The organism is Bartonella refiksaydamii, from assembly GCF_902652675.1.
GTDB classification, from domain to species: Bacteria; Pseudomonadota; Alphaproteobacteria; order Rhizobiales; family Rhizobiaceae; genus Bartonella; species Bartonella refiksaydamii.
In genome coordinates, this window is sequence record NZ_LR736290.1 from 1 (window position 1) to 22,197 (window position 22,197).

Below are 22,197 nucleotides of genomic sequence, written 5' to 3' on the forward strand. Positions count from 1 at the left end.
CCTACCTAATCCCACCTCTTCCCACTTAGTATAAAACCTACTGTCAAACTACATTACCACTAGTGTAGCGTGACGGCGGGTTTTGTATATTTTGCCACTAGATTTTGCAGCAATTTATTTTTTTCAAAAGGTCTTCAAAGAGCTTTCAAAGATCATTTAAAGACCCTTTAATACATCTTTTTCTTCATCCTAAAAATCGCAATTTGTGGTGATGAGTTCTTTAGCGGGAATCGCATTATTTGAGAAGCAGCATGATAAGATGGGATGACCTCTTTTAGGGTAAATTGACTGATAGTCTTTTCTTATCTAATGCACATTGTTGAAAGAGAAAAAACGTTCGAGCAATTCGGTCAATTTGACCGAATTTCTCTTCAGTATGTAACTGTGCAATGTTTGCACCATCGCTCCTTGAGGAATAGGTGCAACTTGCACCTATTCCTCATCATAAGAGTAAAGTGGTAAACTTACACCTTGTAGACTAAAAGTGCATCACGACTGATCAAAGGGTCAAGTTAACCCTTTGATGATCTGTTTCCACAATTTCTATTTTTCGCTGTTTTGTTTTCCCTTATTTGAAGCTTCTAGTACGATTAAAGTAATCAATAAATTGCCCTGTTCATAACAAGTATTGACATTTCAAAAGAATATACAAAAAAACTCACCCAATTCGCCATCTCAAATAATCACAATTTTTATTCATTCACATAACTGTTCATTGCGTTCACTACCTATAGGCTCTTCTTCTGATGGGTAAGCCACCGCCAACCATTTGGCATTATTTTCCTTATTAATTTAACTGGTATTAAATCAACCTTATTTTTGTGTGCGCAATCAACAATCATTCAATCATTAACACTGGAACCAAAAACATGAAGAATACACGGTTGTTTAGCCAAAAGAGCTAACCACCTCAATCAACGCACAGGAAAATGCGTGAGCAAGCAAATGAACCCACGATAGGCAATATTTTAGCCCATGCCATTGCATCATAACTTCTAAAAATTGTGCCAGCGAAGCTACACAATAATAAATAATCCAATGGTACACACATAGTTTTTTTGCAATGCTTCAAGCTAGACTTAATGAAAAAGAAAGCGCGCTACAATAATCACTTCTTGCAGTTCTAACGATTGACACAAGAGAGCAAGCATTCCCCTACCACCTACTACTAAATAACGATATTGTTCACCATGTCTTATCATATCCCCCCACCCTTTTGTTTTAAAAATGCGCACATTTCATTAGCAAGCCGCTCACAACGTGCCCGTACCTCTTCACTTATGACTTTCCATGTACGACCTTCATCATCCGATGTAAAATCCTCTTTGGATGAAGCTACTTGACATTGTAGCGGATAACCGTAAAGCGTGCGCACAACCGGCAATAAATGCTCACACGGCTGTGCGCATTTTTTAGCTGTACTACCATGAGAGATAAGCCCAACTGGTTTCTTTAAAAAAGCATCATAGGCCAAACTATCAAGAGCATTTTTTAAAACACCCGAATAAGACCCTTGATAAAGAGGACTAGCGAGAATAACACCATCAGCTGCCGCAATTGTTTTAACAAACTGACGAACGGCAGCACTTGGATTAGACTCTACATGGTTATGATAATCTGGGTCAGTAATCGGCAAAGGCTGTTCACGTAAATCAACCCAATGGAGAGATGCACCACGCGTCAACAAACAATCAGCCAAGCAGTCAGCTAAAGTTCTTGTTAACGAGGGTTGACGTATAGACCCCAAAATAATAGCAATATTCAATAAGGTTCTCCTTTATCTTTTATCCCATAGTTCATAAAAATGGTGAAGCGGTCCCCGACCTTTCCCTACTTGCAAAACGCTTGAAGCAGATAAAGCCCCATGCAAATAGTCTTTTGCTTGTTTAACTGCGCAAACCAAAGGCTGTGTAGGCAATAAAGCTGCAATTGCAGCTGAAATAGTACAACCCGTACCGTGATCATTGGTAGTTATGATACGTGAAGCTTCAAGCGTCACAATCCCCTCACGATCACAATAAAGGTCTGGACTAGAACAATCGTAATTTGCTGTACCCTTGCAAGCAAGAGTGGTCAAATGTCCTCCCTTCAACAAAACTGCATTACAACCTAAAGCCAGAAGCTGTGGAGCATATTTGTACATAGCATTTAATGACCATTGCACTTCACATCCCAACAACATGGCAGCCTCAGACAAATTAGGTGTAATAAGTGTTGACATCGGCACAAGAACATCACGCATAATTTCAATTGTATCAGGCTTTAAAAGAACATCGCCACTTTTCGCAACCATAACGGGATCAAAAACAATAAAGCGCGCTTTGTGATAAGCAAGACGCTCTGCTATAATCTGTGCAATCTGAGCATTGGCCACCATACCAATTTTAACAGCATCAACATGGATATCCTCAAAAACAGAATCAATTTGATCAGCGACAAAAGAAGCATCCAACGCCTGAAAAGCACGTACACCTTGTGTATTTTGTGCAACAACAGCTGTAACCACACTCATACCATAAGTTTTCATGGCTGAAAAAACTTTCAAATCCGCTTGCATTCCAGCGCCACCAGAAGGATCAGTCCCTGCAATAGATAAAATCCGTGGAATAAAAAAAGTGTTTTGGCTCCCCTGCAAGCTCATTAGTCTTTTTTCCTCATGTTTTTAAATAACAGAAAATAGCTAAAAATAGACTTTTGAAAAAACATAAAGAAAGATGTTTTCTCGTGTAAAGTACCTTATATACAATCTCTTTGCAGATATAAAATGGAAAATATAGTGCTTATCCTTCGTTCTCTTCTTTTTACGTTCGCTTTTTATACAACAACTTTTATACAAATGATTCTTTACGCTCCCATCTATTTTCTCATGCCACGCAAAAAAGCGTGGATTGTGCCTAAAACATGGGCGCGTGTCACACTTTTTTTGCAAAAATATATTGCGGGTACAAACTATGAAATTGAAGGTTTAGAAAATCTCCCTAAGGGAGCCTATATTATCGCTCCCAAACATCAATCTGCGTGGGAAACTTTCAGCCTTGTCCCCTATTTTGATGATCCCGCTCTCATCCTAAAGCGTGAACTGACGTGGATTCCATTTTTTGGCTGGTACATGGCAAAAACACAAATTATTCCCATAAACCGAACAACACCCATTAAAGCTTTAAAAACCATCATACAAAAAGCAAAAGAAAAAGCAAAACAAGGGCGCCAAATTTTGATCTTTCCCGAAGGAACACGCCGACAGCCAGGACAGGAACCAGATTATAAATCAGGGATTATTGCTCTATACAATGAATTGGGACTTCAAGTTGTTCCCATTGCGCACAATGCTGGTTTATATTGGCCACGAGGCAATTTCCGCCGCTATCCCGGAACAATCCGTGTTCGCATTCTCCCTCCCATAGAAGCTGGTTTAAGCAAACGCGATTTTCTAGACCAACTCGTCCAAAAAACAGAAAAAGCCTGTGATGAATTGCTCTTATTAGCAGCCCAAGATCCTAGCCCTCCCCCTATGCCACCCTGCGCTGTGAAAAAACTTCAAAAACTGAATCATCAGGAATCAACATATTGATTTATAAACAATAATTTATTACCTTTCATATTGATTTAAAAGTACCAAATACAGGATATCTTATTTTCTCTCTTGTAACGAATCATCAAAAAGTTTGGTTATCCGTTATAAGAGAGAGCGGTGTATAGAAAAATTGAAAAAGAGGTGAATATACCTTTTATAAACGCTCTCAAATATAAAAAAAATTATAACATTGAGAGTATATAACACCAATGTACACCTTCATAAGCATAGAGATGGTGATACCCAAAACGCTTTATGTTACACTCTTCATGAACAGTAACTAAAGTAGAAGGCAAAGTGAAATGCTTTTTTAAAGCAAGTCCGTAAATAAACAGCATAATGAACGCTTCTACAAGCATGATACCATTAGAGAATGTGAAATATTGTACAGCCTTCGTTAATGAAACGATATTACTCCAAAGAATTTTGCAATGAGCAAAACCGAATTCAAGGAGGAAAATAAAGATAAGCGTTGGTTTTACCCCTGAAAAAAACTCACAGAGTATTAACTATCTGTTCTCTATAACCATGGACTCAAAAATTTTATGTACTACATTAAAGTAATTTTAAATCAATGATAAGAAGGTATTGGACTTAATGCAACAACTTGTTCATCGTCTGTTTTTATCTTTCTTTTTGAGTTTGACAAGTACCCTTGCTCTAGCTCAACCCTTTATCTCTGTTGACGTTGCAACTGGCCGCATCTTAGAGCACAATCAAGCCTTTGAACGCTGGTATCCTGCCTCCTTAACAAAATTAATGACTGCTTATGTCATTTTTCGCACCATGAGCACAGGGGGAATTTCGTCCAACAAACACATCACCATCAGCGAATATGCGGCGAAAGCTCCCGCACACCGTTCAGGTTACAAAGCTGGTTCTGTTCTCACACTTGATACAGCCTTAAGCATTACTCTGGTTAACTCCACCAATGACTTGGCTATTGCCATGAGTGAAGCGGTTGCAGGTTCAGAAGAAGCTTTTGTGCAACGAATGAATAGTGAAGCTCAACACTTAGGAATGTTTGGAACGCATTTTTCTAATGCAAGTGGATTACCAAACCCATACAATTATTCCACAGCACGCGATGTTGCTCTTTTAGCGGTTCAAATTCGTCGAGAATTTCCCCAATATGCCCATTATTTTTCTATACCAGCCATTGATTTTGGTGACAGACGAAAAATCCAACCCAATTCAAACAACCTCATTGGTCGTTTTAACGGAATAGATGGCATGAAAACAGGCTTTATCTGTGCCTCTGGCTTCAATCTTGTTGCCTCAGCAACCCGCAATAAACGCACAATTATTGCCGTCATTTTAGGATCTAACAATGTGAGTGAAAGAGAAGAAAAAGCCGCACAACTGCTTGAAACAGGTTTTTTGCGCCAAGGATCGCTGCAAACAACATTGGTAACACTAAAACCCTATGGAACGAAAAGAGCACAAGCGACCAACATGAAACAACAAACCTGTACACCTGAAGCCGTAAAAATGCACGCCAATTCTTATGATGATCAAGGAAATATTATCCTCACCTCACCTTTAATTGCTGCTTCACCTACTCCCTCTCTTCCTTTACCAGTGCGCCTCATTTCTGCACCACCAACGCGTAAAGCAAAAGCAAAGCCGCTAAAAAAATTCCATACTTCGTATAAAAAACAAGCAAACCACCCTATAACAAAAGCCGCAAGCCACAGCGAATAATGAATATGAAAAAAAAACGCATTCCTCTTACTCTTATTACTGGTTTCTTAGGCTCTGGCAAAACAACTTTACTCAACCGCATGCTACGCGACCCTCTCTTGGCTGAAAGTGCTGTTATAATCAATGAATTTGGTGAAATAAGTGTAGACCATTTTCTGGTTGAAAAGACGACAGAAGGAATTATTGAACTCGCCAATGGTTGCTTATGCTGCGATCTGCGCAGTGATCTCATTGATACACTGACAGATTTGATTGATCGCGTTCATAGAGAAAATATCAAACAACTCAATCGCATTATCATTGAAACAACAGGGATAGCTGATCCAGTCCCTATTGTACAATCTCTTCTAAGCCATCCTACCTTAATTCAAGCAGTGTCTATCGATGCTATTCTTGCAACATTTGATACATTAAGCACACTTTCCATACTCGAACATTACCCTGAAATACGCAAACAATTAGTACTTGCTGACAAAATTGTCCTCACAAAAACAGACCTTACTGCCTCAAAAGTGCTTTTAAATACGCTCATTAACACACTCAAAATGATTAACCCTACAGCACAAATCATCGATGTGCATTCTGATCATTGCTGCCCAAGTATATTAATAAATAAAACATTATGGGATGAAAAAGGAGAGAATACACAACTGAAACAATGGCTCACGCCAGCTCTTCACGATCATGCTCACCATTTGACCATTCGCGCCTTCTCATTAGACTGTGAAGAACCTATAGATTATGCCACTATCGAAACTTTTTTAGATCTCCTAAACAATCTTTATGGTGCAAAATTATTACGTATTAAAGCAATTATTGCATTACGCGACGACCCACAGCGCCCACTTGTATTACACGGTATACAGACATTCTTCCACCCACCAATAAGACTTCCAGCATGGCCAAAAGGAATCACACAAACGCGTTTTGTCATCATTGCCGATGGTGTTGAGAAAGAAGCGATACAAAAACTCCTTAATGCTTTTTTAAACAAACCAGCAATAGATACCGCAGACAAAACCTCCATATTGGATAATCCTCTGATTATTCCAGGAATGAAATTTTAACTTCTTTCCTTCTTTTGAACAAAAATCTTTAATAGATTACACTGTGAATTTTAGAATATTCTCTATAACATCTCACCACAAACGCTAACATATCATTTTTTCCTTTCCCCCACTCTAAAGGACGAAGATTCTTAATCCCTATCGATCTCTAATCAGACTAATTTATCTTAAATAGATACTAACTGCCTATCATTTATGTGATTCATTTCATAAGCTACCAAACAAACTCTGCTCTAAATATTCCATTCAACGACACACTTTTCCACTTAGTTAATGCCAAAAACTAAAATCAGTCAGAAATGACATTGCATTTTCAATATGCATAAATGTGCCTTATATCACCCATATTGAAAGGCAATACTCGACATACAGATAAAAGAACAAAGCAGTCAAAGGGAACCCATTTTACGATAAAATTGGCACTCACTGCGCTAAAGCAGCTGAAATTTGATCAGCATTATGATTAAAAACATAACGTTTTTCATAAACGTCAATCTTTGGAGGTTTACGATTCTCCTCAAAGAAATCATAACCTTCTTTAAGCATAACCCAAAATTGATAATGAGGATCATCCTTATGACGCGTCATATTGGCATCAGTCATGCGAAAAGGAAAAGCCTGCAACTGAAATTCCCTCTGTCCTCCTCTAAAAGCATCACGTGCAAAAGCATAAATCTGTGCCATATTCTTATCACTCATGGAATAACAACCAGCAGAAAAGCAAGAACCATGCACCATAAGATTGCTTCCTGTTCGTCCATGGATTTGATCATAAAGGTTAGGAAATCCTATATTAAAAGAAAGATAATATTTCGAATAAGGATTCATTTGGTTTGCACTAACAGTGTAAAAACCTTCTGGAGTCTGAAAGTCCCCTTCCTTATATTTAGGTCCAAGCTGACCGGACCATTTGCAAATGCCATAGCGCGCCATGAGTACAAAAGGTCCTGAACGGGACTGTTTCCAAACTTCGGCAATATTTTCTTCCTTAAAAAACCGCATCATAATCGGCGCATGGGGATCAATATTATACAAAACCATTCTATTTTGAATTTCTTGCGGTAGCGGTTGCTCAACTTTAGCACGGATAGAAGCTGGCAATCTTACCCCACATGCCGTCAATATTCCCATTGCAAACAAAACACACATTGTGATGTATCTGTCGAATGTCATCAAATAAAACTCCAATTTATCCCCTCACAAAAATCATTTATGCTAGAGATCTGCCAATTTGAAGATATTTTTCCCAACGGTCTTGTTTAAGAGCTTCCCCACCTTTGCCAGCCATAGCCTTTAAAGCCTCTGAAATAACATCACCCGTCTCATCAATCACAGTCTCTTTTCCTCGATGCGCACCTCCCAAAGGCTCAGGAATAATGCCATCAATAATCTTTAACTGATACAAATCTTGGGCAGTAATACGCATATTCATTGCAGCATCTTTCGCACGAGTAGGATCACGCCATAAAATAGAAGCCGCCCCTTCAGGAGAAATGACAGAATAAATCGCATGTTCTAGCATATACACTTTGTTGGCCGCAGCAATTGCTATCGCCCCCCCTGAACCGCCTTCTCCAATAACAACCGAAACAACAGGAACCTTTAAGCGCAAAGTTGCCGCTATTGATTGAGCAATTGCTTCTGCTTGGCCGCGCTCTTCAGCGCTCACACCAGGATAAGCCCCTGCTGTATCCACAAAAGTGAGTAATGGCAAACCAAAACGGTCCGCCATTTCCATAATACGTACAGCTTTGCGATACCCTTCTGGACGTGCAGAACCAAAATTATAACGCAAACGAGTTTGTGTATCGTGACCTTTCTCTTGACCTATGTACGCAACAGCTTCACCTTTAAAGCGGGCGAAACCCGCTTGAATAGCCTCATCTTCAGCAAACTTGCGATCTCCTGCCAAAGGTGTAACATCACTCAGCAAACGTGCAGAATAGTCCATAAAATGCGGGCGATCAGGGTGACGAGCCACTTGTGTTTTTTGCCATGGCGATAATTTTTTGTAAATATCACGCAATGCCGTCTGGGAACGCATTTCAAGACGCGCAATCTCGTCGCTCATATCAAGACTGCCTTCTTCTTGAGAAATCTGTTTTAATTCAAGAATTTTCCCATCAAGATCAGCAACTGGTTTTTCAAAATCAAGATAATTATACATTGTACCTAACTTATTTGGTGTCACTTATACACTTATAATTCGCTTTATAAAGTATTTTTCAAAAACATCACCTTTTCTTTACCCAGCCTTCTGCTCATCAGCAAGTGGGTGATGCTCATTGACTAAATGATAAAGTCCTGCTTCCAAAACATGTGTATAAATCTGGGTGGTAGCAATGTCAGAGTGACCTAATAAATGTTGAACTGCACGCAAATCAGCACCATTCTGCAAAAGATGGCTAGCAAAAGCATGGCGCAACACATGGGGAGACAAGCTGTCATCTTTTATTCCTGCCCTTCTGGCAAGCCTTTTTAACTCCCGTGCAACAACTTGACGAGCAATATACCCTGTTTCTGAATGCGCAGGAAAAAGGTAAAGACTTGCCGTATCCTTTCCTTGATCACGCAATACTAACCATTGTGAAAGAACTTGACATGCTTTTTTTGATAACAGCACCATTCGCTCCTTTTTACCTTTACCGCAAACAAAAATATAAGCCTCCTTACCTCGAACAGCCTGCACTGGAAGACTCACCAATTCACTAATACGGAGCCCTGTTGCATAAAGCATTTCAATCAATACCTGAAGACGTAATGCGCGAAGATAATCCTTAGACCCATAATCTGCTTGATTCACTTCCAACTGCGCCAAATCAAGCAATTTTGTTACCCCATCTTCACTGACAATTTTAGGCAAAGAACGCCCCTGACGAGGCACGTCAATATCATGAGAAGGATCATCTGCTCTCAATCCTTCCGCATAAAGGAATTGATAAAATTGACGCAAAGTCGATAAACGGCGTGCTTGTGAAGATGCTGCAAAACCAAGAGTATGCATAAGCGATAAAAGAGCAATTAAATCCTCTTTTTGTGCTGAAAAAAGTGAAACAGAATACGTAGACAATTCGTCTTGTGCCCACTGCAAATCATGCTGATAAGCCGCAAGCGTATGAGGAGAAGCCCCTCGCTCCGCACTCATCATCTCAAGAAAATGATCTATCACAGCATCACTTTTCATTTCATTCATTCACTTTTGAAAAAAGATCTAATGAATCCAAGGGGACGTTGATATAAGTATCCACAGTTACCGGTTCAACCCAAACTGTAAGGGCAACCATTATACTAAAAAGGATAGCAAGCGAAATGAAAAGAATCATCAAAAATCTGGTCAATGTTGGCATAAGATAATAAACTATTTACAAAATACTCTACCTCTTATCATACCTTACAAAGATTAACAGGAATTGACTTTAAAGCAGATAAATGCCGAAATAAGCTATGAAAAGTAATCAACCTAAATATATCTTGACAACACAGATAAAGAAGCAGCTCTTATCAACTCTTGATACACGAGCACTTGTACTTGTAGGTCTTATGGGCGCAGGCAAATCAGTGATCGGAAAACGCGTTGCTACCATACTCAATTTACCCTTTTACGATTCTGATCAGGAAATCGAAAAAGCTGCCCAAATGACCATTACTGAACTCTTTGAAACTTATGGTGAACCGGAATTTCGTGCTCTTGAACAGCGTGTTATTCTAAATCTCATTAAAAAAAAACCTCTTGTTTTAGCAACGGGTGGCGGTGCCTACATAAACCAAAACATCCGAAAAGCTATTCATCAAAATGGAATATCTATCTGGCTCAAAGTTGATCTTGATATCCTCATGAAACGTGTTTCACGGCGTCCAACCCGACCACTTCTTCAAACAGAAAACCCTAAAGAAACCATGAAAAAACTCATGAAACAGCGTTATCCTATCTATGCAAAAGCAAATTTAACAATTAACAGTCACAAAGAAAGTCGTCATACCGTAGCAAAAAATGTCATACGATCTGTGCAGCACTACCTCTCTACAGAGGATAACGATAGGAATAACAAACATGCAAGCCAAAACCGTTACTGTTAAACTAGACAAGCGCTGTTACGATATAATTATTGGCCCAAATCTCATTGCTCAAACTGCTTTGCAGATTAAACGTTCTCTTCACCAAACAGATTCTTATCAGACTCGTTTGGCAGTTGTTACAGATACAAATGTTGCATCCCTTCATTTGGATACATTACAGGCAGAGTTAACAAAAAATAAAATTCATGCTGTTCCTATTATTGTAGAAGCAGGAGAACAATCAAAATCATTTTCAACTCTGCAAACTGTTATTGATAAAATTCTTGCTGCACGTTTAGAAAGAGGTGACAGCGTTATTGCTTTTGGTGGCGGTGTCATTGGTGACTTAGGAGGGTTTGCCGCAAGCATCATACGCCGCGGCATGAACTTCATTCAGATACCCACAACGTTGCTTGCACAAATTGATTCTTCTGTTGGTGGAAAAACTGGAATCAATAGCCGATATGGTAAAAATCTTATTGGTACTTTTTATCAACCACGTTGTGTTATCGCTGATACTCGTATCCTTGATACACTCCCATTGCGCCAATTTCGTGCTGGTTACGCTGAAATGGTTAAATATGGACTCATTAACCAGCCTGATTTCTTTGAATGGCTTGAAAAAAACGGGCAAAAAATTTTTTCTAATGGCCCTATGCGAACAGAAGCCATCGTCCGCTCGTGCCAATTTAAAGCTCACATTGTAGCACGCGATGAATACGAAACAGGAGAACGCGCACTCTTAAACCTTGGTCATACATTTGGACATATGCTTGAAACAGCAACAGCTTACGACTCAAACCGTTTAATCCACGGCGAAGCTGTAGCAATTGGGATGACTCTAGCTTACCAATTCTCCGCTCAACTGAATTTAATAAACCCCACACTCACACACCGCATCGAAACACACCTTAAAGCAGTGGGATTGCCTACACAACTACAGGATATTCCAGGTAAGCTACCAGATGCTGAAACGCTGATGACTCTCATCTCCCAAGATAAAAAAGTCTCAAAAAACAATTTGACCTTCATCTTAACACGCGGACTTGGCCAATCATTTATTGCAAAAAATGTCTCCTCAGAGGCAGTTCTAACTTTTCTGGAACAAAAATTAGCGAAAATTCGTTAATTCATATTGAATATAATTGATTCGTTTTTATACTTCTATTAAAGGAATAAACATGATGATGTCTGCGTAGCTCAGTAGGATAGAGCACAGGATTCCTGAAGAAATTGGGCGCTTTAAGGAGAAATCCTCAAAGTGGATCTGCTCAAATTCGGGGAAAGCTTTATGGGAACTTCCCCATGCCAATCCCGAGCCAAGCCTCTCTTCAAAAGAGAGGAAGGTGTAGAGACTGAACGGGCAGCGCCTAAAGAGCATAAGCTTTAAGGTGAAGAGACAGTCCAGACCACACACAGTCTGTAAAGCTGGCGGTGAAAACCGAAGTGGTATGAATCCTGGGGTCGCAGGTTCGAATCCTGCCGTAGACACCATCACATAAGTTAAATTATTCTTCTGCTTAATATAGGGAAGCATTATGAGAAAAACTCTGCATATTTTAGGATTTTTGACCGCTTCAAGTCTATCACTCTTTAGCTCAGGCAGTACCTTGGCTGCTACTTTAACTTTAGAAGTACCAGACAATCCAGAGCCAACAACACGAACCATTGCCTATCAATGTGATATTGGAAAAAGTAAAGAGCGTGTTGAAGCAACTTATCTCAATGCCGATAATATTTCATTGGTTGATTTTAAATGGAAAGGTGATCGCGTTATTGCTGCAAATGTCATTGCCGATACAGGGAAAAAATATGAAGGGGCACAATATATTTGGTGGGAAATGAACAACGAAGTCACGCTTCATAACCGTGTTCACGACCCAGAAGGAAAAAAACTCATCCACTGTAAGGATGAAACAATGCTATTATTCTAAATAACTAGGTAAACATTATGAAAAAAAAATTTTTTAATTTACAATTTTTAGGCGTTTTAAGCTTATCTCTGTTTAGTTCAATCAGTGCTTTTGCTGGTTCTTTGGTCATTGAGGTGCCAGACGATCCAGAACCAACAAAAGAAACCATAGTCTATCAATGTAATACTGGTAATACCGAAACAAAAAAAGAGCGTGCTGAAGCAACCTACTACAATGCCGGTGAGATTGCGTTAGTTGATCTCAAATGGAACGGAAAGCGCATCATCGCTTCCAATGTCATTGCCGCTTCTGGAGCAAAATATGTGGGAGCTCAATATATTTGGTGGACAAAAAAAGATGAGGCGACATTTTATGACCTCATTAACGATCCAAAGGAGGAAATGCCCCTCAACTGTGTAGAAGAAAAAGGCACAGAATAAAGAAAGTTCCTACATACTAGAAATCACGCTGGTTCTTATCGCATGATGTTCCTTCTAATATGGATATCTGTTCTTCCATCTGACGCGACAAAAGAGCCAGCGGTTTTTCTTGTTCATTTTCTGAATGGTCTCGGTAAGCCCCCGCTTGCGATACCAACATGGAAGCTACAGGTATTGTCACAAGTAAAAAAAACATCAATAATATTTCATGAAAAACAAAGTGATGGTCCACAAATATTGAATAAAGAAACGAGGAAATAAGAATACTACCCGCCCCCCAACTTGTACTCAGTGAAAGCATATGCAAGCGCTTATAAAAACTGGAAAGACGCACCAATCCTATCGCTCCAATCAGTGTGAGACCAGATCCCAATATAAAAAAAACTGTGATGGCAATAGCAACCACAAGCGATACATCATCGTTCATTCAATAATCTCTCCCCGCATTAAAAATTTTGCCAAAGCAATGCTTGATACAGGGCCTAAAAGTCCAATAATGAGAGCTGCTACAAAATAAATGGTTGTTCCTGAACGAATATCAAATGTAAGAAACAAAAGAATTGTGGTTATATAAAGAGCATCCAACCCCACAATCCGATCTTGCGCTCGTGGACCACAAATCAACCGAAATAGCGCTGGAATCATCGCCAAACCTAAAAAAAACTGCGAAAGCAAAATCCCCCAATAAAGGATCATCATACTCATGAGAAAATCTCCAAAAGCAATTGCTCATACCGTTGTTTGATAAACTGTTGGTAGTTATATTCATTTTTAAAATTCAAAACATGAAGCAAAAGCTCACCATTTTTTCTATTATAGGCAATCCAAACGGTTCCTGGAGTGACAGAAAAGATGCATGCTAAAACCGCCAAAGCGGTACGACTCTCGAGCAAAAGAGGCACGACAATAAAACCCGACTGCTGTTTTTTAGACTTTTTTGTTAAAACAAAGTAAGCCACCGAAATATTTGAAAGTATAGAATCGATAAACACACGAAAAACGAGACGAAAAACTGCACCCCAGTTTTTAATCGTAATCTTTTCCGGTTCAAGAAACCGCATAACCCAACCACTAAACAAAGCAATTATAATACCTAAAAAAAATTGGCCTAAACTAAAACCGTTTAAGGTCAACCACATAAAAACAATAATACCACTGAAAAAAGGGAAAGGACAAAAATAGCTCATTGATTCATCTCCTTCTTTTCAAGAGAAAAATCACCTAAAACGCTCCCAATATAATTTTGGGGATCATACAAAGTCTTTGCTGTTTCAGACATATAATGACTAACAGGACCAGCTGCAATTGTTATAAGGAAACACAAAGCAAGAAGAATAGCAATTGGTGCGAATTCTATGACCTGCACACGCGGAATCCTTCCCTCAAGAGAAACCCAAAAAGTTCGAATACCCGTTCGTGTCAAAGCAATCAAAGCCGCAAAACCAGAGAGGGTAACAAAAATCACAAAGAACCAATCATAGTAAACTGGTAAAGAAGCAGACAAATCTCCCTTAGTATGGTCTAAAATTGCCGTGAACATCATAAATTTAGCGACAAAACCAGAAAAAGGTGGTAAACCAATAATCAAAATAGCACAAATACTAAAACAAGCCCCCAGAATTGCTAAAGTTACCGGTAAATAAGTACCAACTTCATCATCTTCTTCCTCTTCATCATCACCATACACTTCCATTGTGACAGTCAAAACATTAGCAGCGACATCTTGGCAACGTTCAACCAACTCCACCAGAAGAAAAAAAGCACCAAATGCTAAAGTTGAAGAAACAATGTAAAAGAGCGCACCTGCTGTCAGCGCTGTATTACCGATCCCAATCGCTGCCAATAATGTACCAGAAGAGACAAGAACGCTATAGGATGCCAAACGTACCAAAACTTGGCTAGCCAACACCCCAACAAAACCAAAAGCCATAGTGGCAAGCCCACCATAAAATAAAATCGTATAACCGAAATGGTTAAAATATCCACTTTCAGGACCAAACCATAACAACGTCAAACGTAAAATAACGTAAATACCCACCTTGCTCAAAAGCGCAAAAGAAGCCCCAACAGGCGCTACCGCTGCGCTGTAAGTCGGCATCAACCAAAAATTAAGTGGCCACATGCCCGCTTTTAGTAAAAAAGTAATACCCAAAAATACAGCACCTATTTCGAATAAAACAATATCTTCCGCAGCTATATGCCTTATTTTTACAGCCAAATCAGCCATATTAAGGGTGCCAACGACTCCATAAATGAGAGCCGCACCAATTAAAAAAAACAATGAAGCAACAAGATTAACCACAACATAATGCAACCCCGCACGCACACGAAACTGACCAGAACCATGCAATGCAAGCCCATAAGAAGCCGTTAACATAACTTCAAAAAACACAAATAAATTGAACAAATCACCTGTCAAAAAAGCACCGTTTATTCCAACCATAAAAAATTGCATCAATGACTGAAAATGAGGACCTGCTTTATACCAATGAGCCTGAGCAAAAACTAACGCGCTCATCATCAACAAGCTGGAAAGTAAAAGCATCATAGCATTTAAGCGATCAAGAACCAAAACAATTCCAAAAGGAGAAGGCCAATTACCAAGTCGATAAACGTGGGAAGCCGGAGCAACTTCAAGAGCACGCATGATCAATAAAACAGCGATAATGACCAATAACCCCGCAGAAAAAAGACTTATAAATGATTTAAGTTTTGAACGGCGTTCATCATAAAAAAGGAGGAGTGCTCCAGTGCTTAAAGGTAAAAGAATAGGCAAAATGAGAAGATGCTGCACGCAAGCTTCCATCACTGCACCTCACGTCCATCAACGTGATCTGAACCTGTTAATCCTCGTGAAACCAGAAGTATAACCAAAAATAAAGCTGTCGTTGCAAAACCAATCACAATTGCTGTTAAAACCAAAGCTTGTGGAAGAGGGTCGACATAATTTTCTGGATTGATCACCATAGAAGGATCAACAATCGGTGCAGCATTGCTACGCGGTCTACTCATTGAAAATATAAAAAGATTGACACCATAGGACATCAAAGACAAACCAAGAATAACTTGAAAAGTTCGTGGGCGTAGCACAAGCCAAATGCCTGATCCAACAAGCACACCAATACCCAAAGAAAGAACAATTTCCATTAATTTTCCTTCTCCTCCAGAATAGGTTTCTTACCGATTCGGTAACTACGAACTGACTGATGTGCAAGTGCAATTAAAATGAGAACAGTTGCTCCCAACACAAGAGAAAACACGCCAAAATCAAACAAAAAAGCAGATGCCATAGGAACATTCCCAATCAACGGAAGATGTATATACTGAAAAAAAGAGGTTAAAAAAGGATACCCAACGAACCAAGCCCCAACTCCCGTTGTAACTGACAACAATAAACCAAATCCCATCCAACGCAAGGGCAAAACTCTCAAATGATTTTCTACCCAACGAATATCACGTGCAAGATATTGCAAAATAAAACCTATCGCTAGAGTCACACCACCGACAAATCCACCTCCTGGAAGATCATGCCCCCGTATAAATAAATAAACCGAAAAAGCGATAATAATTGCAAAAAGCCAACCCATTATAACAGCAGGAACAATGAGATAATTCAACACTGTATCCCCCACATTCCGATCAGGCTGTGCCATATCAAAAGCTTTCTGAATACGTTGTTGAAAAGGCGCATCAATACTTTCAGGAGCAGGACGAAACCGTCTTAAAAGAGCAAAAACAGTGAGTGAGACAACACCTAAAACGACAATTTCTCCCATAGTATCAAAACCACGGAAGTCCACCAACAACACATTCACAACATTGCGACCACCAGCACCCGAATAAGCATTGGTAAGAAAAAAATCGGAAACTTTCGTACTTTGAGGACGTGTCATCATCGTAAAGGAAAGCCACGCTACCCCGACACCTCCCACAATAGCTATGACAAAATCACGTGCACGACGCAAACGCACAAAAAAACGAACAGGCGTTGGAACAGGATTATGCAAACGCTTAGGCAACCACCGCAAACCAAGCAACAATAAGACAGCCGTCACAACTTCAACTACCAATTGCGTTATTGCTAAATCTGGTGCAGAAAGCCATAAAAAGGTTGCACAAGTCATTAAGCCAGCGCCACTTAAGAGCATGAGTGATGCAAGGCGGTGAAACTTTGCTTGCCAAGCAACTAAAAGCGCACACAATCCGCCAACCACCCAAAGAGCAAGAAAAGGAATATCAAGCGGAAAAAGTGGTAACGAACCTACAGGAATGAAACCATCACACCAAAGCAAAAGACCAACAAATGTAAAACAAACACCAAAAATCCAGTGTAACTGTATTTGCAAGCGACGTGTTGACAAAATAGATTCCACTGCACGTGCCCATTTCCAAGAAATAATTACGAGAATGCGTTCAAAAATACGATGTCCTTTCAAGTGACGAAAAAAAGGAGGCCCATCATCACAGGATAAAAAATAACGATGCCCAACAGCATAGAGCAATCCCCCTCCTGATAAAGCCACCAAACTCATCATTAATGGAGTATTAAAACCATGCCAAACAGCCAAACTATAAGGAATTGTTATCGGCCCTAAAACAGAAACAACAGCATTATCCAAAATAGTCCCTATCGTTAAATTAGGAAAAATACCAACTGCCAAACAAATAAACACCAAAAGTTCCATAGGTAAACGCATAAAACGCGGTGGTTCATGAGGAGTTTTCGGTAAACTAATAGGTTTTGGTCCTAAAAAGACACCATGAATAAAACGTATAGAGTAGGTCACACTAAACAGACTAGCCAGTGTTGCTACATAAGGTGCAATCCAATCAAGCCATGACTCCATATGCGTTTCAACCGCTTCAGCAAAAAACATCTCTTTCGATAAAAAACCATTCAATAAAGGAACCCCCGCCATCGCTGCACTCGCGACTAAAGCAAGAGTTGCAGTAATAGGCATAGAGCGATAAAGACCTGTCAGCTTACGCATATCACGTGTTCCCGTCTCATGATCAATAATGCCAGCGGCCATAAATAAAGAAGCTTTAAAAGTAGCATGATTGGCCATATGAAAAATCGCCGCAACACATGCAAGTGGGCTAGCAAGACTTAAAAGCGTGGTAATCAATCCAAGATGGCTAATCGTTGAGTAAGCAAGCAACCCTTTTAAATCTTGCTGAAACATGGAAAAATAGGCACCAAGCAAAAGTGTTGAGAGACCTGAAAAGCCAACCAGCCAAAACCAAGATTCTGTCCCAGAAAGCACCGGCCATAACCGAACAAGCAAAAACAATCCTGCTTTCACCATTGTTGCCGAATGCAAATAAGACGATACAGGCGTTGGAGCAGCCATCGCATTAGGCAACCAAAAATGGAACGGAAACTGCGCACTTTTTGTTAACCCTCCCAGTAAAATACAAATAAGAACAGGATTATAAAGAGGGCTTGATCGGATCATATCGCCCGACTGCAATACCTTATCCAAATCAAAACTGCCAACGATATTGCCAATCAGTAAAACTCCAATAAAAAGGGCAAAACCACCAAAGCCTGTAATCGTTAAAGCCATACGAGCACCTTCACGTGCACTCGCGTTATGATACCAATACCCGATCAACAAAAAGGAAAAAATACTAGTAAGTTCCCAAAAAACAACCAAAAAGATAAGATTTCCTGATAAGACTATTCCTGTCATCGACCCCATAAAGGCCAGAAAAAAAGAAAAAAACCGCGGTACAGAATCTGCTGAATCCATATAATAACGCGCATAAACAACAACAAGCAGTCCAATTCCTGTAATGAGCAAGCAAAAAAGCCACGATAGACCATCCATACGGAGAATCAAATCACTTCCCGATTCTGGAAGCCAAGAAATATCTAAACGCACTACACGATTTCCGCGAACTGCAGAATAAAGCATTATTGTAAAAAGAAAACTGAAAAGCGCAATGGCTCCCGCAAACCACGCTTCATTATTTTTTGCTGTCGAACGAAAAAATCCAATAACAGCACTTCCACAAAAGGGAAGCAAAACGAGCAATATCAACATTGCTTCCCGTGTTGTCATTCTTTAAGCTCCATCCTGCCCTTAACATTTTGTCATCGACAAAATAAAATTTACATTATCCCCCATCCCACACTTAATGATAATAAGATTTAATAAAACTTAAAAGCATTTAAAATTTAAAAAACTGCCGCCGCACGAAAAAAACAACACAGCGTAATTCCCCCCTTTATTTTAAGAGCAGTAACGAACACGGCAAGATACTTATAACTATTTTTTTTACATTTAATAATTTTTATCCTTTAAAAAAGCGCGAAAGACACTGCTTACGAGGACCATGAAAAGGCTGATAGCTATTATCATCTTTATTGTAAGAACGATAACGCGTACGACAAGATTCGATATGTTGTTTAAGCCACCCTAGCTCTTTTTTCTCTAAAAAAGAGATTAAAAACATCCTTTTCGCATCTGATGTAACCTTTAATGGCGGCCATTTTGTGTTTAGCTGTGGTACCGTAACAAAGGCTGCTTCAGGATACCACCAATTATCTCTATATTTAACATAACCACGTCGATAATTATGGTACCCCTTAAAACCATTAAGTTCTCTACGCCCTGTAAAAATTAAAGGCACCGAACTTTCTTGAATAAAAGTTTGAGGCACCACTTTGACTTTAGCATTACTTTTATTTTGCAATAAATCAACAATATTGGTTGTTACAATGAAAAGACTTCCAACAAATACAAAAGCTAAAACACAATATAATTTTTTTGTCATACACATAACGCAAGTCTCAAAACAACAAAAACAAAACTCAGTGACAGAAAACCTCTCTATTGCTAGACAAAAACAGATTCTTTTTTTTAAACTGCTTTTTCTTGAGATATTCTGTTACTCTTTGTACTAAACGTTAATCCTAGCAATAAGATCCCTTCAAAAGAGAATGGATAAACAATGATTAAAACTCCCTATTATCTTATAGATAAATCTAAGCTCATAAAAAATATGGAAATTATCACTCGTTTACGCAAAATGTCCGGAGCAAAAATTTTGCTTGCTTTGAAATGTTTTGCCACATGGAGTGTTTTTGATTTAATGTCTGAGTTTATGGATGGAACCACATCATCCTCTCTTTATGAATTGCATTTAGGAAGAGAAAAATTTGGCAAAGAAACCCATGCCTATTCGGTCGCCTGGGCAGATGATGAAATTGATGAAGCCTGTAGCTACGCAGATAAAATCATCTTTAATTCAATCCGACAACTTCAACGTTTTGCCAACGCCACAAAAAACATTCAACGAGGCTTAAGGTTAAATCCAGGCATCAGCGCATCAAATTTTGATCTTGCCAATCCCTCTCGTCCTTTTAGTCGTTTGGGCGAAACAAATCAAAGCGCTATTAAAGAGGTCTTACCTCTCATCAATGGCTTGATGATCCACAACAACTGTGAAAATACTGATTTTAATCTTTTCAACCAAATGTTGAGTCACATGGAAGAAAAATTTGCAGAACTCTTCACTGCGGTTGACTGGATAAGCCTAGGTGGTGGAATTCATTTTACAGCTGAAAATTATCCGTTGGAAGTTTTCGCAGAACGCTTAAAACGTTTTTCCAAAACCCATGGTGTCACTCTTTTTTTGGAACCAGGAGAAGCTGCTATTACCAAAAGCACCACATTAGAAGTAAGTGTTCTTGATACATTATATAATGAAAAGAATCTCGCTATCGTTGATAGCTCAATTGAAGCCCATATGCTTGATCTCCTCATTTACCGCGAAAATGCAAAATTAGAACCTAATCAAGGACCTCACGAAATTATGGTATGCGGAAAATCCTGTCTCGCTGGTGATATTTTTGGAACATTTCGGTTCCCTGAACCTCTTAAAATAGGTGATAGATTGTCTTTTCAAGACGCTGCAGGTTATACAATGGTCAAGAAAAACTGGTTCAATGGCGTTGCAATGCCCGCAATTGTCATCAAAGAATTTGATGGAACGCTAACAATTCAACGCCAATTCAGCTATAGTGATTACCAAAAGAGCCTTTCGTAACCGAATACCATATAACAAAACCATCATGTGACAATATTAATTAAGGAGAAAAACCCAAAATGAAGAAAAATGTTCTCATTATTGGTGCTGGAGGCGTTGCACAAGTAGTTGCGCATAAATGTGCCCAAAACAACGATATTCTCGGCGATATACATATCGCTTCACGAACGTTCAAAAAATGTGAAGCCATCATTACTTCTATTAAAGAAAAAAACGCACTGAAAGAACAAGGCATTCTTATGGGCCACATGCTCAATGCAATGAATATAGAAGAAACTGTAAAACTCATAAAAAAAATCAAATGCGAAATTGTCATCAATGTTGGATCAGCCTTTCTTAATATGTCAGTTCTTTCAGCTTGCATCGAAACCAAATGCGCCTATATTGATACCGCAATTCACGAAGATCCCCTTAAAATTTGTGAAACACCTCCTTGGTATGGCAATTATGAATGGCCCCGTCGTCAAGAATGTGAAAAAGCTGGTATAACTGCTATTTTAGGAGCCGGCTTCGATCCAGGCGTTGTGAATGCTTATGCAGCGCTAGCGCATAAATGTTATTTTGATAAAATCACAGATATCGATATTATTGATATTAATGCTGGAGATCATGGACGTTGGTTTGCCACAAATTTTGATCCAGAAATTAATTTTCGAGAATTTACAGGGCAAGTATGGTCATGGCAAAATAAAAAATGGGTTTCCAATAAAATGTTTGAAGTCAGCCATGAATGGAATCTTCCCATTGTTGGAAAGCAAAAAGCTTACATGACTGGACATGATGAGATTCATTCATTATCCCAAAATCTCGATGTGGAAAATGTCCGTTTCTGGATGGGATTTAGTGAACGTTATATCACTGTTTTTACAGTTCTAAAAAATCTTGGACTTTTATCCGAACAACCTATTAAAACAGCGGAAGGTCAAGAAGTCGTCCCCTTAAAAGTCGTGAAAGCTGTCTTACCTGATCCCGCCTCTTTAGCACCGAATTACACAGGAAAAACCTGTATTGGAGATCTTATTAAAGGTGAAAAAGATGGAAAATCAAGAGAGATTTTCATCTATAATATAGCCGATCACAAACAAGCTTTTAACGAAACTGGTGCCCAAGGCATTTCTTACACAGCTGGTGTACCAGCCGCAGCCGCCGCTCTTCTTATTGCCACCGACGAATGGGATATTAAAACCATGGTCAATGTAGAAGAGTTACCACCACATCCCTTTCTCAAACATCTCGATCATATGGGGCTTTCCACTTGGATACGAGAACAACAAGAAGAAACAAAATTACAATTTTAAGACTTTACATACCAATAATGAATACAGAAAAACCGCCATTAAAAAGGGCGGTTTTTTTAATACGCAATCCATTAAGCCGAAAAAATA

General features: G+C 39.2%; 22 protein-coding genes. 9 read left to right on the top strand and 13 right to left on the bottom strand.

Annotated features, from left to right (window positions below; genetic code table 11):
• Positions 1 to 1,079: 1,079 nt before the first annotated feature.
• From GQO39_RS09380 to thiD, 3 genes are read right to left on the bottom strand one after another with little or no spacing between them, the layout of a single operon-like run.
• Positions 1,080 to 1,202, bottom strand: coding sequence for a hypothetical protein (locus GQO39_RS09380; protein WP_256375693.1), 123 nt, complete (start codon positions 1,200 to 1,202; stop codon positions 1,080 to 1,082).
• Entirely contained in the window at positions 1,199 to 1,765 is a 567-nt protein-coding gene (locus GQO39_RS01010) for an NADPH-dependent FMN reductase (protein ID WP_156850566.1), read from the bottom strand. Before GQO39_RS01010 ends, GQO39_RS09380 begins: the two co-directional genes overlap by 4 nt.
• A 12-nt stretch (positions 1,766 to 1,777) precedes the next feature.
• A complete protein-coding gene (gene thiD, locus GQO39_RS01015) occupies positions 1,778 to 2,641 on the bottom strand; it encodes a bifunctional hydroxymethylpyrimidine kinase/phosphomethylpyrimidine kinase (protein ID WP_156850567.1) in 864 nt (287 codons plus the stop codon).
• 123 nt (positions 2,642 to 2,764) lie between these two features.
• On the opposite strand from thiD, the gene GQO39_RS01020 reads away from it, so the two are divergent.
• The 3 genes from GQO39_RS01020 (at position 2,765) to GQO39_RS01030 (ending at position 6,345) form a co-directional block, all read left to right on the top strand.
• The gene (locus GQO39_RS01020; protein ID WP_156850568.1) at positions 2,765 to 3,571 is read left to right on the top strand and encodes a lysophospholipid acyltransferase family protein; all 807 of its coding nucleotides are present in this window, start codon (positions 2,765 to 2,767) and stop codon (positions 3,569 to 3,571) included.
• Between the two features lie 600 nt (positions 3,572 to 4,171).
• A complete protein-coding gene (locus GQO39_RS01025; RefSeq protein WP_156850569.1) occupies positions 4,172 to 5,278 on the top strand; it encodes a D-alanyl-D-alanine carboxypeptidase family protein in 1,107 nt (368 codons plus the stop codon).
• Positions 5,279 to 5,283: 5 nt separating this feature from the next.
• Positions 5,284 to 6,345, top strand: a complete 1,062-nt coding sequence (locus GQO39_RS01030) for a CobW family GTP-binding protein (protein WP_198039396.1) — start codon at positions 5,284 to 5,286, stop codon at positions 6,343 to 6,345.
• Between the two features lie 423 nt (positions 6,346 to 6,768).
• On the opposite strand, the gene GQO39_RS01035 is transcribed toward GQO39_RS01030, so the two are convergent.
• The 3 genes from GQO39_RS01035 to GQO39_RS01045 form a co-directional block, all read right to left on the bottom strand.
• Entirely contained in the window at positions 6,769 to 7,518 is a 750-nt protein-coding gene (locus GQO39_RS01035) for a L,D-transpeptidase family protein (RefSeq protein WP_156850571.1), read from the bottom strand.
• A 37-nt stretch (positions 7,519 to 7,555) separates the two neighbouring features.
• Entirely contained in the window at positions 7,556 to 8,512 is a 957-nt protein-coding gene (locus GQO39_RS01040; protein WP_156850682.1) for an acetyl-CoA carboxylase carboxyltransferase subunit alpha, read from the bottom strand.
• A 78-nt stretch (positions 8,513 to 8,590) separates the two neighbouring features.
• Complete coding sequence (locus GQO39_RS01045; protein ID WP_156850572.1) at positions 8,591 to 9,529, bottom strand: site-specific tyrosine recombinase XerD; 939 nt, start codon at positions 9,527 to 9,529, stop codon at positions 8,591 to 8,593.
• 260 nt (positions 9,530 to 9,789) lie between these two features.
• On the opposite strand from GQO39_RS01045, the gene GQO39_RS01050 reads away from it, so the two are divergent.
• The 4 genes from GQO39_RS01050 to GQO39_RS01065 all read left to right on the top strand — a co-directional run bounded on the left by GQO39_RS01050 (position 9,790) and on the right by GQO39_RS01065 (position 12,754).
• A complete protein-coding gene (locus GQO39_RS01050; protein ID WP_156850573.1) occupies positions 9,790 to 10,422 on the top strand; it encodes a shikimate kinase in 633 nt (210 codons plus the stop codon).
• Positions 10,397 to 11,530, top strand: a complete 1,134-nt coding sequence (gene aroB, locus GQO39_RS01055) for a 3-dehydroquinate synthase (RefSeq protein ID WP_156850574.1) — start codon at positions 10,397 to 10,399, stop codon at positions 11,528 to 11,530. Before GQO39_RS01050 ends, aroB begins: the two co-directional genes overlap by 26 nt.
• A 409-nt stretch (positions 11,531 to 11,939) precedes the next feature.
• A complete protein-coding gene (locus GQO39_RS01060; protein WP_156850575.1) occupies positions 11,940 to 12,335 on the top strand; it encodes an MliC family protein in 396 nt (131 codons plus the stop codon).
• Between the two features lie 17 nt (positions 12,336 to 12,352).
• The gene (locus GQO39_RS01065) at positions 12,353 to 12,754 is read left to right on the top strand and encodes an MliC family protein (protein ID WP_156850576.1); all 402 of its coding nucleotides are present in this window, start codon (positions 12,353 to 12,355) and stop codon (positions 12,752 to 12,754) included.
• Between the two features lie 16 nt (positions 12,755 to 12,770).
• On the opposite strand, the gene mnhG is transcribed toward GQO39_RS01065, so the two are convergent.
• The 7 genes from mnhG to GQO39_RS01100 form a co-directional block, all read right to left on the bottom strand.
• Positions 12,771 to 13,181 (bottom strand): monovalent cation/H(+) antiporter subunit G, encoded by a 411-nt coding sequence (gene mnhG / locus GQO39_RS01070; RefSeq protein WP_156850577.1) that lies wholly within the window; start codon positions 13,179 to 13,181, stop codon positions 12,771 to 12,773.
• Positions 13,178 to 13,459 (bottom strand): K+/H+ antiporter subunit F, encoded by a 282-nt coding sequence (locus GQO39_RS01075; protein ID WP_156850578.1) that lies wholly within the window; start codon positions 13,457 to 13,459, stop codon positions 13,178 to 13,180. The genes mnhG and GQO39_RS01075 overlap by 4 nt, the downstream gene beginning before the upstream one ends.
• Complete coding sequence (locus GQO39_RS01080; RefSeq protein ID WP_156850579.1) at positions 13,456 to 13,941, bottom strand: Na+/H+ antiporter subunit E; 486 nt, start codon at positions 13,939 to 13,941, stop codon at positions 13,456 to 13,458. Before GQO39_RS01080 ends, GQO39_RS01075 begins: the two co-directional genes overlap by 4 nt.
• On the bottom strand, positions 13,938 to 15,560 hold the full coding sequence (locus GQO39_RS01085; RefSeq protein WP_156850580.1) for a monovalent cation/H+ antiporter subunit D: 1,623 nt from the start codon (positions 15,558 to 15,560) through the stop codon (positions 13,938 to 13,940). Before GQO39_RS01085 ends, GQO39_RS01080 begins: the two co-directional genes overlap by 4 nt.
• Complete coding sequence (locus GQO39_RS01090) at positions 15,560 to 15,901, bottom strand: Na+/H+ antiporter subunit C (RefSeq protein WP_156850581.1); 342 nt, start codon at positions 15,899 to 15,901, stop codon at positions 15,560 to 15,562. Before GQO39_RS01090 ends, GQO39_RS01085 begins: the two co-directional genes overlap by 1 nt.
• Positions 15,901 to 18,822: a monovalent cation/H+ antiporter subunit A gene (locus GQO39_RS01095; protein ID WP_156850582.1), complete on the bottom strand. Its 2,922-nt coding sequence runs from the start codon at positions 18,820 to 18,822 to the stop codon at positions 15,901 to 15,903. Before GQO39_RS01095 ends, GQO39_RS01090 begins: the two co-directional genes overlap by 1 nt.
• Positions 18,823 to 19,054: 232 nt before the next feature.
• Positions 19,055 to 19,543, bottom strand: a complete 489-nt coding sequence (locus GQO39_RS01100) for a BA14K family protein (RefSeq protein ID WP_156850583.1) — start codon at positions 19,541 to 19,543, stop codon at positions 19,055 to 19,057.
• Between the two features lie 171 nt (positions 19,544 to 19,714).
• Here GQO39_RS01100 and GQO39_RS01105 point away from each other — a divergent pair, with 171 nt between their 5' ends.
• Positions 19,715 to 20,812 (top strand): carboxynorspermidine decarboxylase, encoded by a 1,098-nt coding sequence (locus GQO39_RS01105; protein ID WP_156850584.1) that lies wholly within the window; start codon positions 19,715 to 19,717, stop codon positions 20,810 to 20,812.
• Between the two features lie 59 nt (positions 20,813 to 20,871).
• Positions 20,872 to 22,110, top strand: coding sequence for a saccharopine dehydrogenase family protein (locus tag GQO39_RS01110; RefSeq protein WP_156850585.1), 1,239 nt, complete (start codon positions 20,872 to 20,874; stop codon positions 22,108 to 22,110).
• The last annotated feature ends 87 nt before the right edge of the window (positions 22,111 to 22,197 follow it).

Excerpts from the sequence above, each read along its gene's own strand:
- GQO39_RS01030 (WP_198039396.1), top strand. The coding sequence starts at position 5,284 with ATGAAAAAAAAACGCATTCCTCTTACTCTTATTACTGGTTTCTTAGGC.
- thiD (WP_156850567.1), bottom strand. The coding sequence starts at position 2,641 with ATGAGCTTGCAGGGGAGCCAAAACACTTTTTTTATTCCACGGATTTTA.
- GQO39_RS01085 (WP_156850580.1), bottom strand. The coding sequence starts at position 15,560 with ATGGAAGCTTGCGTGCAGCATCTTCTCATTTTGCCTATTCTTTTACCT.
- aroB (WP_156850574.1), top strand. The coding sequence starts at position 10,397 with ATGCAAGCCAAAACCGTTACTGTTAAACTAGACAAGCGCTGTTACGAT.
- mnhG (WP_156850577.1), bottom strand. The coding sequence starts at position 13,181 with ATGAACGATGATGTATCGCTTGTGGTTGCTATTGCCATCACAGTTTTT.
- GQO39_RS01025 (WP_156850569.1), top strand. The coding sequence starts at position 4,172 with ATGCAACAACTTGTTCATCGTCTGTTTTTATCTTTCTTTTTGAGTTTG.
- GQO39_RS01050 (WP_156850573.1), top strand. The coding sequence starts at position 9,790 with ATGAAAAGTAATCAACCTAAATATATCTTGACAACACAGATAAAGAAG.
- GQO39_RS01100 (WP_156850583.1), bottom strand. The coding sequence starts at position 19,543 with ATGTGTATGACAAAAAAATTATATTGTGTTTTAGCTTTTGTATTTGTT.
- GQO39_RS01105 (WP_156850584.1), top strand. The coding sequence starts at position 19,715 with ATGATTAAAACTCCCTATTATCTTATAGATAAATCTAAGCTCATAAAA.
- GQO39_RS01060 (WP_156850575.1), top strand. The coding sequence starts at position 11,940 with ATGAGAAAAACTCTGCATATTTTAGGATTTTTGACCGCTTCAAGTCTA.
- GQO39_RS01020 (WP_156850568.1), top strand. The coding sequence starts at position 2,765 with ATGGAAAATATAGTGCTTATCCTTCGTTCTCTTCTTTTTACGTTCGCT.
- GQO39_RS01090 (WP_156850581.1), bottom strand. The coding sequence starts at position 15,901 with ATGGAAATTGTTCTTTCTTTGGGTATTGGTGTGCTTGTTGGATCAGGC.
- GQO39_RS01045 (WP_156850572.1), bottom strand. The coding sequence starts at position 9,529 with ATGAAAAGTGATGCTGTGATAGATCATTTTCTTGAGATGATGAGTGCG.
- GQO39_RS01035 (WP_156850571.1), bottom strand. The coding sequence starts at position 7,518 with ATGACATTCGACAGATACATCACAATGTGTGTTTTGTTTGCAATGGGA.
- GQO39_RS01040 (WP_156850682.1), bottom strand. The coding sequence starts at position 8,512 with ATGTATAATTATCTTGATTTTGAAAAACCAGTTGCTGATCTTGATGGG.
- GQO39_RS01110 (WP_156850585.1), top strand. The coding sequence starts at position 20,872 with ATGAAGAAAAATGTTCTCATTATTGGTGCTGGAGGCGTTGCACAAGTA.
- GQO39_RS01080 (WP_156850579.1), bottom strand. The coding sequence starts at position 13,941 with ATGAGCTATTTTTGTCCTTTCCCTTTTTTCAGTGGTATTATTGTTTTT.
- GQO39_RS01095 (WP_156850582.1), bottom strand. The coding sequence starts at position 18,822 with ATGACAACACGGGAAGCAATGTTGATATTGCTCGTTTTGCTTCCCTTT.
- GQO39_RS01065 (WP_156850576.1), top strand. The coding sequence starts at position 12,353 with ATGAAAAAAAAATTTTTTAATTTACAATTTTTAGGCGTTTTAAGCTTA.
- GQO39_RS01075 (WP_156850578.1), bottom strand. The coding sequence starts at position 13,459 with ATGAGTATGATGATCCTTTATTGGGGGATTTTGCTTTCGCAGTTTTTT.
- GQO39_RS09380 (WP_256375693.1), bottom strand. The coding sequence starts at position 1,202 with ATGATAAGACATGGTGAACAATATCGTTATTTAGTAGTAGGTGGTAGG.